This window comes from Prevotella bivia DSM 20514, assembly GCF_000262545.1.
Taxonomy (GTDB): Bacteria; Bacteroidota; Bacteroidia; order Bacteroidales; family Bacteroidaceae; genus Prevotella; species Prevotella bivia.
The window spans coordinates 1,318,737-1,332,286 of record NZ_JH660660.1; the positions used below are offsets into that span (position 1 = coordinate 1,318,737).

General features: G+C 40.3%; 11 protein-coding genes. 3 read left to right on the forward strand and 8 right to left on the reverse strand.

The window, feature by feature from the left end; translation table 11 throughout:
* Positions 1 to 104: 104 nt before the first annotated feature.
* The gene (gene rho, locus PREBIDRAFT_RS07980; RefSeq protein WP_004335640.1) at positions 105 to 2,078 is read right to left on the reverse strand and encodes a transcription termination factor Rho; all 1,974 of its coding nucleotides are present in this window, start codon (positions 2,076 to 2,078) and stop codon (positions 105 to 107) included.
* A 259-nt stretch (positions 2,079 to 2,337) separates the two neighbouring features.
* Between rho and PREBIDRAFT_RS07985 the strand changes: the two genes are divergently transcribed.
* Positions 2,338 to 4,548, forward strand: coding sequence for a RelA/SpoT family protein (locus PREBIDRAFT_RS07985; protein ID WP_036875664.1), 2,211 nt, complete (start codon positions 2,338 to 2,340; stop codon positions 4,546 to 4,548).
* Between the two features lie 87 nt (positions 4,549 to 4,635).
* On the opposite strand, the gene PREBIDRAFT_RS07990 is transcribed toward PREBIDRAFT_RS07985, so the two are convergent.
* From PREBIDRAFT_RS07990 to PREBIDRAFT_RS08015, 6 genes are all read right to left on the reverse strand, one after another.
* Positions 4,636 to 5,598, reverse strand: coding sequence for a calcium/sodium antiporter (locus tag PREBIDRAFT_RS07990; protein ID WP_004339647.1), 963 nt, complete (start codon positions 5,596 to 5,598; stop codon positions 4,636 to 4,638).
* A gap of 529 nt (positions 5,599 to 6,127) precedes the next feature.
* Positions 6,128 to 7,189: a relaxase/mobilization nuclease domain-containing protein gene (locus tag PREBIDRAFT_RS07995; RefSeq protein ID WP_004335649.1), complete on the reverse strand. Its 1,062-nt coding sequence runs from the start codon at positions 7,187 to 7,189 to the stop codon at positions 6,128 to 6,130.
* Positions 7,179 to 7,604 carry a plasmid mobilization protein gene (locus tag PREBIDRAFT_RS08000; protein WP_004339651.1) on the reverse strand — a complete coding sequence of 142 codons (426 nt, stop codon included), beginning with the start codon at positions 7,602 to 7,604 and terminating at the stop codon, positions 7,179 to 7,181. Before PREBIDRAFT_RS08000 ends, PREBIDRAFT_RS07995 begins: the two co-directional genes overlap by 11 nt.
* Positions 7,605 to 7,966: 362 nt before the next feature.
* Positions 7,967 to 8,425 carry a DUF3408 domain-containing protein gene (locus tag PREBIDRAFT_RS08005; RefSeq protein ID WP_004335652.1) on the reverse strand — a complete coding sequence of 153 codons (459 nt, stop codon included), beginning with the start codon at positions 8,423 to 8,425 and terminating at the stop codon, positions 7,967 to 7,969.
* 4 nt (positions 8,426 to 8,429) lie between these two features.
* Complete coding sequence (locus tag PREBIDRAFT_RS08010) at positions 8,430 to 9,434, reverse strand: toprim domain-containing protein (RefSeq protein ID WP_004335654.1); 1,005 nt, start codon at positions 9,432 to 9,434, stop codon at positions 8,430 to 8,432.
* Positions 9,435 to 9,627: 193 nt separating this feature from the next.
* Entirely contained in the window at positions 9,628 to 11,058 is a 1,431-nt protein-coding gene (locus PREBIDRAFT_RS08015) for a virulence-associated E family protein (RefSeq protein WP_036875542.1), read from the reverse strand.
* A 376-nt stretch (positions 11,059 to 11,434) separates the two neighbouring features.
* Between PREBIDRAFT_RS08015 and PREBIDRAFT_RS08020 the strand changes: the two genes are divergently transcribed.
* Both PREBIDRAFT_RS08020 and PREBIDRAFT_RS08025 read left to right on the forward strand, forming a co-directional pair.
* Positions 11,435 to 11,722: a helix-turn-helix domain-containing protein gene (locus PREBIDRAFT_RS08020; RefSeq protein WP_004335658.1), complete on the forward strand. Its 288-nt coding sequence runs from the start codon at positions 11,435 to 11,437 to the stop codon at positions 11,720 to 11,722.
* 12 nt (positions 11,723 to 11,734) lie between these two features.
* Positions 11,735 to 12,016, forward strand: a complete 282-nt coding sequence (locus PREBIDRAFT_RS08025) for a helix-turn-helix domain-containing protein (protein ID WP_004339656.1) — start codon at positions 11,735 to 11,737, stop codon at positions 12,014 to 12,016.
* A 298-nt stretch (positions 12,017 to 12,314) separates the two neighbouring features.
* On the opposite strand, the gene PREBIDRAFT_RS08030 is transcribed toward PREBIDRAFT_RS08025, so the two are convergent.
* Positions 12,315 to 13,550 (reverse strand): C10 family peptidase, encoded by a 1,236-nt coding sequence (locus PREBIDRAFT_RS08030; RefSeq protein ID WP_004335662.1) that lies wholly within the window; start codon positions 13,548 to 13,550, stop codon positions 12,315 to 12,317.

Sequence of the window (13,550 nt, forward strand, 5' to 3'; positions counted from 1 at the left end):
ATAGTGATGGTGCTATAGCTCGTTTAAAAAAAATAATGCCAACAAGATTTGATTTCTTGTTGGCATTGTTTATATGATAAAAAGCTAATAAAATCGGTATAGCTTTATCCATTCATTGATAAAAGGAATTCTTCATTGTCCTTAGTGCGGCGCATAAGATCGTGAAGCGAGTTCATAGCCTCAAGTGCTGTCATATCGGCAATATTTTTACGAAGGATCCACATACGATCGAGTGTTGTTTTGTCTTGTAGCAAGTCATCGCGACGAGTACTTGAAGCCACAAGATTAACAGCTGGGAAGATACGCTTATTAGAAAGGTTACGATCAAGCTGAAGTTCCATATTACCTGTACCCTTAAACTCTTCAAAGATTACCTCATCCATCTTTGAACCTGTATCAATCAAAGCGGTAGCAATAATGGTTAATGATCCACCACCTTCAATATTACGGGCTGCACCGAAGAAACGCTTTGGCTTCTGAAGTGCATTTGCATCAACACCACCAGTAAGCACCTTACCAGATGCTGGGGCAACTGTGTTATACGCACGTGCAAGACGAGTGATAGAGTCAAGGAAGATAACCACATCATGACCACATTCTACCATACGCTTTGCTTTCTCTAGCACCAATCCCGCAATCTTTACATGACGTTCGGCTGGTTCGTCAAAGGTAGAAGCTATTACTTCTGCATTCACTGTGCGAGCCATATCGGTAACTTCCTCTGGACGCTCATCAATTAGCAACATCATAAGATAAGCTTCTGGATGATTTGCTGCAATAGCATTAGCAATATCTTTCATAAGAATGGTCTTACCCGTCTTAGGCTGTGCAACGATCAGCGCACGCTGTCCCTTACCAATTGGTGAGAATAAGTCGACAATACGTGTTGACATATTCATAACATTTGGCTTTCCATTCAAATTAAACTTTTCTTCAGGGAAGAGTGGTGTAAGATGCTCGAAAGGAATACGATCGCGTACTTCTGATGGCTGACGACCATTGATCTTATCTATGCTTGTAAGTGGAAAATACTTCTCACCATCATGTGGAGGACGAACACGACATTCTACCACATCACCCGTCTTCAAACCATATTGTTTAACTTGGTTAACAGATATATATACATCATCAGGAGATGAAAGGTAGTTGTAATCACTAGAACGAAGAAAGCCATAACCATCTGAAAGAACTTCCAACACACCATTTGCCTTAACAATGTCATTAAACTCATATTTAGGTATGCTAGTAGTAACAGAATGCGCTACCGCTAGTGGCTCATTTCTTGAAGCAAGAGGTGCCGTTGGCTGATCGAACATATCATAACTAGGAACAGCACCTTGATCTTCGATAGGAATATCCACAACTGTGATAAAGTCAGTGCCATCATTAGGATCGCCTTCCCATACTCCCTCATTAAAAGGCAACTCTGGGCTCAACTCTTGATTCATATTATTATGAGCTTGTACTTTTTCTTGCAGTTTTGCAAGCAAGTTCGTCTCTTCATCCGACCATTCGCCATTATTGGAAGTTGTTTCTTCTTTAAACGTTTCATTACGTTGCAAGGTTTGTACTACTTCTTGCAAATCGGTAACCATAGATGCTGTAGTTTGTGGCTGTGGCTTCTTTTCTGTAGGTTCTTCTATAGGAGCAACATTTGTTTCCTTTAATGCTGCCTCTGCACGAGCAATAGCCTCAAGTTCTGCTTTCGACTTACGTCCTCTATGCTTTGGAATAGACGCAAGGATTTGCTCAGGAGATATAGGTTCTTCTGAAGTAGGTACTACAACATCTTCTTCAGGTTTGACCTGTGAGGTAGCACTATTTTTCATTGTATCGAAGTTCTCGCCAGATTTGCCTTTAACAGTATAAACATGATCGGTTTCTTTACGAGATATTCGAGTTCGTCTTCGTTTTGCTTCTAAGGGATGAGCATTGCCTATTTCTTCTGCTACCTTATCTAATATAGCATATATAAGTGTTTCTTTATCAGCGTTTTTACCGAATGACACACCATTCTCTTGTGCAATACCCTGCAATTCTTGGACATCTTTGTCCGATAATTCTTCTTTGCTTAGCATAAATAAACTATGTATAGGAAATACATTTAAAGCGTGAGTTTGTTTCTCAATAACAGAAACAGTATTAAATGTTTTTAATGATGCAAAGTTATAATATTTATATCATTACTCCAAAATTTTTTATATATCTTTTTTGTTTATCTAGTTTATATACTCTTATTTACCTTGTTTTATTATTTAGATACTAAAGCTTGTATAAATAAAGGCAGAAAAGATAAGTATTTTGTATCTTTGCGAAAACGATTATATGCTAGACATTATGGGGGATAAATTTACATTTACAGAAGAAGAAAAGCTAAAGGCTGCTGCAACACTAAAGGATTTGCGTATCATTCTTGGAGAGGATTTTCCTGAAAAGGAAATGATAAAACTTCAGGAACATATAGACAATTCCATATATAACAATGAGGTTAAACGCAATATCTTTAACCTTAACCCTATTTTGTGTGCTTTGCAAACTGCACTTATAGCGACAAGAGACATTGGACTAAAGAGCGACTCCCTGCTAGCCATTCTCTTATATAACAGTGTACAAGACGGTTTTGCACTACTTGAAGATATACAAAAGCAATATGGTGAAGGAGTTGCAAAAATCATCCATGGTTTAAATAAAATTCAGCGCTTATATACCAAGAATCCTATTATCGAAAGTGAGAATTTCCGTAATCTCTTGCTCTCGTTTGCAGAAGATATGCGCGTTATTTTGATAATGATTGCCGATAGGGTAAACTTAATGCGCCAAATTAGAGATACAAAAAACTTAGAGGCGCAGCGAAAAGTGGCTGAAGAGGCTAGCTATTTGTATGCTCCTTTAGCACATAAGCTAGGACTGTATCAACTAAAACGTGAACTTGAAGACCTTTCACTGAAATATCTTGAACATGATGCTTACTATCATATAAAAGAGAAGCTAAATGCGACGAAACAAGCGCGAGACGCATATATCAAAAGCTTTATTGACCCAGTGCAAACGACTTTGCAAAATGCTGGACTACGCTTCCATATCAAAGGACGTACAAAGTCGATACACTCCATCTGGCAAAAGATGAAGAAGCAAAAGTGTAAGTTTGAAGGTATTTATGATCTCTTTGCTATTCGGATTATTCTTGATGCCCCATTAGAAAGGGAAAAGATGCAATGTTGGCAAGCGTATTCTATCGTTACGGATATGTACCAACCCAATCCTAAGCGATTGAGAGATTGGCTTTCTGTGCCAAAATCAAATGGTTATGAGAGTTTGCATATCACAGTACTAGGACCAGAAGCTAAGTGGGTGGAGGTACAGATACGTACCGAACGTATGGACGAGATTGCCGAACATGGTTTGGCTGCTCACTGGCGTTATAAAGGGGTAAAAGCTGAAGGTGGTTTAGACGATTGGTTGGCCTCTATTCGTGCTGCTCTTGAAGCAGGCGATAACCTAGAGGTAATGGATCAGTTTAAGTCTGACTTATATGAAAATGAGATCTACGTATTTACTCCCAAAGGCGATCTACTGAAATTTCCCAAAGGAGCTACAGTGCTCGACTTTGCTTATCATATTCATTCCCGCATCGGAAACCAATGTGTGGGAGGTAAGATTAATGGCAAAAATGTATCTTTCCGCACCGAGCTTCATAGTGGTGATGCGGTAGAGATTCTTACTGGTACCAATCAGAAGCCGCGTCAAGAATGGCTTTCTGTGGTTCGATCGTCTAGGGCTAAAGCTAAAATCCGCTTAGCACTCAAGGAAACACAAGCAAAAGAAGGACTGCTAGCAAAGGAGTTGCTAGAAAGAAGATTTAAGAATAAAAAGATTGATGTAGAAGAGTCTACTATGATGCAGTTGCTTAAAAAGCTGGGATTTAAAGAGGTTTCAGAATTCTACAAGCAAATTGCCGATGAAAAACTTGAGCCTAACTATGTCATAGAAGAATACCAAAAGGTATATAATCGTGTTCACAACTTAAATCCTCCCAAGGAGGCTGAAAGTGCAGAAAACTACGAGTTTGAAGACAATACGGAGGAGATTCTTAAAACAAACGATGATGTTTTGGTAATTGATCAAAACCTAAAAGGTATCGACTTTTCCTTAGCTAAATGCTGTCATCCTATATATGGTGATGCTGTCTTTGGCTTTGTTACTGTAAGCGGTGGTATCAAGATCCACCGTGTGGACTGCCCTAATGCACCCGATTTGCGGTCTCGTTTTGGTTATCGCATTGTTAAAGCTCGCTGGAGCGGAAAGGGGTCATCGCAATACGCCATTACGCTCCGCGTTATTGGCAATGATGATATTGGTATTGTGAGCAACATTATGAATATTGTATCAAAGGACGAGAAGATTACGATGCGCTCTATCAACATCGATTCGCACGACGGTCTTTTCTCAGGAAACCTTGTAGTTATGATAGATGATAACTCGCGACTTAACCTTTTAGTGAAGAAGATAAGCACTGTAAAAGGGGTAAAACAAGTAATAAGAATTTAGGTTTTATGAGAATATCATCTCATTGCCAATTCTTTTAGCCTATATACAAAGAGAGCAGGGCAATTGGTTTGCACTGCTCTCTTTGTGTTAAATATTCATCAATAGTTTCACCATATACCCTACATAAACAAGAGTTAAAACAAAGCCTTCCCAACGTTCAATGGTGTATTTAGTAAAAGAGAAGAACCATACAAGTATCATAGCTGTAACCATAGCAGAAAAATCGAACATAGTAATACCTTCCAACACCATAGGATGAATAATACCTGCTATACCAAGAGTAGCAAGAATATTGAAAATATTAGAACCTATCACATTGCCTATGGCAATACCGCTATCACCCTTACGGGCAGAAACTACACTTGTGGCAAGTTCAGGAAGAGAGGTGCCACCAGCTACTATGGTAAGACCAATAATAGCATCGGATACTCCTAGCGATGATGCAACCTTCGTAGCACCTTCTACAAAAATATTGCTACCAAAGATAAGAGAAGATAACCCTACTACTATCCAAGTAATAGCTAGCCATCCTGCCATAGCTTTCTTCTCGGATACTGTTTCAGAAATTATTGCTTGTGTATCGACTTGTGCTACATTCTTCTCAATCTTAGCACTTTGCAAGGTCATAGCCATAAAGATAAAGAACATAGCAAACATAATGCCCGCATCAATGCGCTCTATCTTGCCATCATAACAGAGCATCATCAATACAACAGAAGCAACCAAAGCAAAAGGTATATCTTTCCGAACAGTGGTTTTTGTAATAACAATAGGACTAACTAAGGCGGCAACACCCACTATAAGTAAGGTGTTAAAGATATTAGAACCAACAACATTGCCCACAGCAAGATCAGAAGTACCCTTTAAGGCTGATACCATACTAACACTAAATTCTGGCATACTAGTACCCATTGCCACTATGGTCAAACCTATTACTAGCTGAGATACTTTCAACTTTTGTGCCACTGCCACAGCTCCATCGGTAAGCCTATCAGCTCCCCATAATACTAAAACTATTCCTATAAGGATAAGTCCTAAGTTTAATAACATAGCTTCTATTTTTTGCCACAAAGATACTAAGAAAATAATATATAACTAGAAAAATAGATTAGAATAACGAAGCTATATGAACACCATGTGTATCACATTATATAGGATAGTAGGAAAAAGGTGGGGGAACAATTATTTTAAGACGACTAAGAAACGCTCTATTCGATAAGCGACATAAGAACAAAAGGCTAGCACCATACGAATTGAGAGTTGAGAATTACTCGTCCTTTTATATAGTATGTAAAATATTTTTATAACAGCAATACAAATAATGAGCTTTTGCTTCTCAATTCATAACCTTTTGCGATGCAAGATAATTCTTAAACTACAACTGATTGAAAATAAATAAGTTACCTTGTTGATAAGACTAAACTGGTAACGATTTAGAAACGAGCGAGCTACCTGGCTTCGCTGTTTTCTGCCTAACAAAGAACGCTTGTTATTCTGTTTGCAAAGATAATACTTTGTTACCGAATAGCAAGCGTTTTTGATGAGATATTCTTTATTATGCACTTTTTGTATGCTATGTTTATATTCCCCTTCCACGTTTCTTCTTTCTGTTAGCTTGGTATCTGAGTTTGCGCTGCCATGCAGCTTCGGTTAAGTCATTGCCTTGTGTACTTGGTGTAATTAAATCGCCTAACCCTTCCACCGCTTCATCGGCTGCGCTAACGATGGTGTCTGCCACTGCACCAATGGGATTCTGCACTTGTGAGGTATCATTGTCTCGTGAGATAGAGGAGCGGCTTGGAGGTACAAGTTGGTAGCCTGTATCAGATTGTTCTTTCTTTTCTGTAGGCTCTTGTACTGTTAGATGTGGTTTCCTTGATTCTTCCTTGTTAGTTGTTTCAAAGTTCTTCTGCAAGGAATGGTAGCCGAACTCCCTGCCGATTTCGGAAGCTTTGAAGCTTTGTCCATTGAAGGAGAACTTCAAGCCATATACCTTGCCCTGCTTATTCTTCATACGCTCTATGGTAATGCCGTTTTTGTTCAATTCATAAAGGAACATGGAATGCCCTGTGATGCCTGTATCTCTGTACTTGTCAAGCATGGAATAACAGATTTGTTGCACCACTTTCTTTGCTTGCTCTCTCGTCTGGCTGACTTTTGCCTTTTGGTATTTCCTTTCCGCCTTAATCTCCTTTGCGATGGTCAAGCCTTTCTCTCTGCTTATTTCCTCCGCCACCCTTGCAGCCCTATTGCTCACAAAGGTGGTATCAAAGACTTCTCCATACAGACTGATGCGGTTGGCGATGATGTGAATGTGTCTGTTGTCGGTGTCCTTGTGCGTTACTGCTACCCATTGGTGGTTGTCAAGTCCTATTCGTTTGGCAAACAAATGTGCTATCCACATATATTCGGACACAGACAGCTTTTTCTCGTCCTGCGGTGCGATGCCAATTTCGATACGGAGAAACTTGTTCCTGCAACGGCTGTTGTAGTTACTGACCACTTTCATTTCCTCATAGATAGTCTTTGGATCTCTGCTGCAAAGATTGTGGAATGCAAGCCGACTACCGAGTTTGCCTTCCCTGAAAATATAGTCCAAAGCTGTGCTTCCGTGCGCTATCGCCTTGCATTTACCTATCATTTCTTGTTAGATTTAAGACCTTATATATTTCATCATCTACCCGAAAATGCGGGTCGTAAAACCGCTTAAATGCCTCTTTGGCACATAGCGAAAGGTTCTTGGTGATTAGTAGCCAATCCTCGTCCTTGAGCTTGATGAGATTGGAAATCTGCCCATAGTACCTTCCTGTATGTTGGAGAATGGCAATGGCTTCCCTCTCATTGTCTGTCATCTTGGGAACGGCTGTTACTTCTCCGTTAAGGAGTATTTCCCGACAATAATCGGAGAATTTCCGTCCCGTGCTTTCCGCCCTTGACTTGATACGCTGTTTTTCCTCTAAGGTACATCTTACTTTGATGAACTCTGTCTTGTTCATCTTCTGTTCTTCCTTATCCTGTTGCTGCCATCGGGCAGCTTTTCCCTTGTATCTGCTCATATAAGTTTCTTTGAAAGTTTATCATTATAGATGATTTGTTGTTGCTTAATTCCTGAATACTGACCGATGAGAACGGAGTGATTACGGTCTTATCTCCCCGATAGATAGACGAGGGGAGCAAGAGCAGTTTGTGGGTACAAACTGACGTCTTGCAATATCAGCTAACGAAACGTTTACGCACAAGGCGTTTTGCTGCCGAAAAGTGAATGCCGTGCATTCTGTGTTTAACTGCGTTCGTGGTGTTCCCATCATTCAGTATGTTTGACAAATGTCTGTTGTTATGTTCTCTAAAAAAGGGTTGAGGGTTTTGAGTGGAATAATAGCCTCTTTTCCCAAAAGTCCTCGCCCCCTTTTCCTGTGCCTCACAGCTTTCTCCACTTCTCTATGTCCTCACCATACTCCTCCAAATGAATGCGCACGATGTTCTCCACGAAACTTGAAAGGTTGCTGCCCCTGTCGCCCAATCTGCGCACGATGAAGTCGGCACGCTCCTGCGTTTCTCGGCTCAGATAGACCGCTTTTCGGTTGCTTAGTTTTGTTGGAACAAGGTAGGCCTGCTTGTAGGATTCGAGCGTTTCCTTTCTCATTTTGGCACTGATGCGCCTTTGAACAGTTGCATTCTCTGTATGCTGTGCAGGTTCAGAGTGCGTAGTGTTCTCTGTGTCCTGTTCGTTAGGCTCTTGAATAAGTCTTGCTTTCCTTGCCCGAAGTTCGGCAATGATATGTTCAGACGAATTTTCTATCTGATTTAGTCCAAAATACTGCTTGTCGGAATGGATTGTATTCTTCATTCCCTCGTTACTGACTTTTTGCTTTTCCATGTTTTTATCTCATTTTATGTTTGACTTGTTTTGATTTCATGTTTTGATTTTGTTCTGTAACCGACATCCGTATCTGTATCTGCCCTTTATGCTTCTGTCGCTCACGGACACGGTAAACATGAAACTCGTTGAGGTCTTTGAAGCCTTTGTAATGTACGGACATATCCTCCACCTTGAAACCTACCTTTACAAATTCTTGCACGGTTCTCCGCCCTGCATCGTCATTGTCAAGGAAGGTACGGATATGCGTTAGGTTGTGGTCACTCAGATATCGAATAGCCCTTGCCACATTGCTTACCGAGTTTAGCACAAGACAGACACTCGTTATTTCATCTTTCATTGAAAGAAAGGAGAGAAAATCCATAAAGCCCTCAAATATGCATACGGACTGTGTCTTGTCTGTTGCGTATTCTGTTTGCTTGTCTGTGAATATGAGAGTAATGTCCTTCGGTGCTATCGTACCCTTGAACGTGCCATTGTCCCGAAGTTCATGCCCTCCTGATTGATTGGCAAAGCCGATGGATTGATAGCGCCTGCCCCTTACCTCATAGCTGATACATTTGAGGAAAGGCTTTGCCTTTTCCAAATCAATGCAGCGTACCTTTGTAAGATACTCCTGCAAATGTGGCAGTAGGGTGTCTGATATACTTATCAGCTTCCTTGTCTCGTTTGCAGCCATCGTTGGTTGGAGATTGTTTTGTGAGAAGTCTTTGTGAGAACTATATGTTATATTATCGGTAGCGTTTTGTCCCAAACGGCAAATGGCTTCCGATAGCGTGCAGCCTTCCAAGCGCATACAGAGGTCAATGATACTTCCGCCCCTACCTTCGGCATAGTCTATCCAGAGGTTCTTCTGTGTGTCCACCTTAAAACTCGGATGCGTTTCCTCTCTGAGTGGTGAGCGGTACAGCGCATAGGAAGGTGTTCTGCGCAAGGGTTTGATACCTTTCCTTTCAAGATACTCTACGATGGAGTATCGCTTGATGAGTGATAAATCTTCTTCTTTCATTGCTTGAATAATTTAAGTGATTGAGTTATAATCGATTGTCTGAATTATATTTGATTACATTTGAATGAATTTCCCTTTTCCTAACTTTTTCCCCTCCAAACTTTTTCATCTTTCTTCTTACTACATACTATTTTGTGATAAGTGATTGATAATCAGTGTTACTTTGTAGTATAAGACAATACTACACATTCTACTACATTTGGCTACTACAAGTTTGAAGGAGCGGGCAGGGCAAGATTTTCCTAATCTTATAGACATAGATGGGGCTACTACCGTTTCTTCGTTTGCTCACCTTTATGTATCCTGCTTTCTTCAAGGCTTCACCCATACGCTTGGCAACAAGTGGCTGGTGAGTATAAATTCCCAAATAAGTGAGTATCTCCGTAGTGGTCATTAACGAATAGTTTTCATCCTCCGTTGGCTTCTCAAAGCAGCGTAGCAGTAGTTCCATTTCTGCGGTCTGCACTTGGAAATCCTCACTCTCTTTGTAAAGCTCTACTATCTCATTATCGTCAAACCAATAGCGGAAACCAGATTTTAACAGGGCTTTTGCTTCGGTATAGACACTATCCATTGAGATTGCCTTTGCTCGTTCTATGTCAATAGACAATACTTCAAAGGGCAGAAACCGCCTACTGCCTGTGGGGTCGGTAAGGAAATCGTTACCATTTACCGATGCAACGAAACTCGCCAAGTGTGGGTGTTCCTCCACATACTTGTCGTAAGGCATACGGTACTTGACCATCGGACAGGTGATGAGGTTTTTCAGTTCGTTCTCATCACGCTTGTTGAGGGCTTTGAGCTGGTCGTCAATGTTTACGATGAGGTTTTGCCCTATATAAGTAAGCGTGTCCTTCTCTTGCGGATATATCTTTCCCGTGTAGCTGTAACCATGCAGGGCAGGTGGGCAGAGCAAGTCAAGGAAAGTTGTCTTGAACTTGCCCTGCTCGCCTGTCAGTACAAGACAGGTATGGTTACGGCATTCACGGTCGTCCATGGCGTTGGCGACCACTGCCACGAGCCATTTGGTAAGGTATGGCAGCCACTTGTCAGAGTTGCGCACAACTACGCAACTTGCCAGTTCGGGAATGACTTTCAGTGAAAAGGAAGAAGTATCACAATGGTTATTGTGTTCATTATTACCATTACCACTACTGCCATGAATACAACTATCGCTATTGCCACTATAATTACCTCTGCTATTACCAATATCCACCAAGGGCAATCCATTGAAATATTCCTGTATGGGATTGACACGTGGAGAGAAACTGCTCTCTATAATGGAATAGAGGTTGTCGGAAGATGTGATAATCCCCACATCGTTGTCAAGTTCCCTGCGGAGTGTATTGATTTCATAGCGACCCACTTTTGAGAAGTGAGCATCTTCCTTGCTTCGGTATTCGGTTCGCCCCAACACCGTGTTGTATCTGAACTCATAATAAGAGGAGAGATAAGTTTCTATCTCACCATTTTTGGAGGAAGTCTTCCTTTGCTTGGGCGTATTATTTTCGTCCACTGAATTGCCTTTATCTGCGTTTCGTTTCATTATATGCTTGGTTTGGTTTCCGAGAGTGAAGTTATGAAGAGAACTGGAAAGTTCCAAGCATTCGGAGAGTGCTTGCATAATGTTGCGCAAATTGGCAATGAATTTCTCACGGATTTTTGACAAGAAACTGTTGGAAAGTATGGATTTAAGCCCCAAACAAGAGGACAAGTGTGTAAAGAATGCAAGAAAGGCAGGTGGTAATTTGCTACAATACGCATCGTATTGCGTTGGCTAAAAGGATATGATAAAATGGAGTAAAGAGACAAAGAAAGAGAGCGACAATCCTTTTGCCATTTCCATGTTTTTCCCTCTATTTCCCTGCTGTTCCCTCGTGCTTTGAAGTATGGCAAACACTCTCTACTTTTGCAGGCAGAAATATGCGGTGAAACGCAAAACGGACAAAGGTTTTATTAAACCAACAAGACAGAAATACAAACAAAACAATAATAAAACTATGGGATATTTTATCATTACGGATTCAAATTGGGCAAGACTGAGGGATGAGATACTCAATCTTGCTCAGACCTGCCACAAAGCTTTCGGAGAACAGAGTCAGCACACCGATTGGCTGCACAATGGGGATGTATGTCAGCTACTCAACATCAGCAAGCGCACCTTGCAGCACTACCGTGATACGGGCGTGCTACCGTTTACACAAATCGGGCACAAGTGCTATTACAGGCGTGAGGACGTGGAGCGGTTGTTGCAGACAAAATCGGAGAAATCAAAGAACAACAAATAAAATAAGAGGACAATGGAATCAGTAAGAGATTTGAACATGGATGCGGACGAGATGCAGGTGGTGCTGTCCGCCATAAGAAGTGTGAACAAACGAATAAAGGAAGTAGCACAGACACACAAACCCTTGTTTGGCGGTGAACACTTCCTCACAGGCAAGGAGGTGTGTGAGCGGCTGTACATCAGCCCTCGCACCTTGCAGGACTATCGGGACAGGAAGATTATCCCCTATACGCAGTTTGCTGGGAAGATACTCTATAAGTCTTCGGATTTGGAGAAAATATTATTAAGGAAATAACTATATGGAATATCACGATGACTATATAATATAAATATATGCCAAAACTCCACTTTTAAAAGGATAATCCTCTAATCTTAAATGAGAGTACTCCAAAATATGGGAACAGAGCCGTATCATATTTTTTATAAAGTTTGATACGGCTCTGTTAGATTTAGCATTACTACCTGTAACTATTTATGAGGTGATTTTTATCTTGATATATCCTTCCTCATCTATCAAAGAAGCTATATTTGTCGTAACATAAGAAACTATATGTCTTAATCTTTCGATAATACAGTATAAATATTTTTACAACTTAAAAATCATCATAATCCGTATCTATATGGAAATTATAAACTTTCATCATAAGGTCATATTGCCTGGGAGAATCTTCTTTCCATGTCTTATCATCATATAGATAATAGCCATTTGCAGATCCGTTCCAGCCAAAATTTATATAGTATAGGGTCTGCCCATTCATTATTTTGTACCCATCCAAAAGCATGCAATGTCCAGAACTTGGCATATCAATTCCCAGTTTTTTCCATAACCAGCCATTACTGCGCTTTTTGCCCGATAAGAACGAAAGACCATAGGAATTATTTTTCATATTGTTACTAATATTATTCCAATCAGTATCATAGCTGAACATTCCACCTAAATAATCGCCTAAGAATTTCATAGCTTTTTTAGTGTCAGTCCCCGCAGAGCCATCCTTATCGTATGATGTACCAATATTTTCTGCTATTCTTTTTATAATATTTGAAATGTCGTCTTTTTCACTTTGAGAAGTAAAGTAATAACCATACTCCTTTGTCTTCAGTTTGCTCCAAGAAGTCTTTAATCCATACCCTTTGAATACACCAAAATCATTCTTTAGCACTGTCAGTGCTTGGACAACTGCAATAGGTACACAGCCCGCAGCAGCTCGTCCATTAGAAGCATATTTCCCATTTGATGAAGGTGACTGTAAATTGAAAGGATTACCCTGTCCCCACCTTACATTACATTTTTGGGGCACGGATTCCTCATATCTTTTTGAGCTTCTTGTTTCAGGCTGGTCCCAATGAGAATTTATGGGCGCATCCGGAGTCATTCGGTTGTAAACTGATGTAGCTGCCGTCCCAAGCATAAAAAGAAAAGATTCTGGTAATTTTTCTTGCTCTATCAACTTTCCATGAAGAAACTTTAACTCGATGTTATTAAAATGCGCATAAATAGGTTCGGCTCTCTTGTCACCTGCAATAACGATAGTAGAGCCGTCTGAGATTTTGACAAAATACAATAAGTTCTGTGGATTACTCTCTTTCTGTATTCCTCTTGTCGTATTATCTTGCGCATTAATAGAGTCAATACCAACAATCATACAAGCATTATTTGTAGATCTTGTGTTACCCGCTTGTAAATAGCCATTAACTACTTTTTCTATATCACTTTTCCCGACCTTAAAACTATTTTCTTTAACAATCGGAGTTGTCTGTTTTTGAGGAAGCTCTTCTTGATTGCATGAAACAAGAAGTGCTAAGGATAAAAATAAAAATATTTTTTTCAT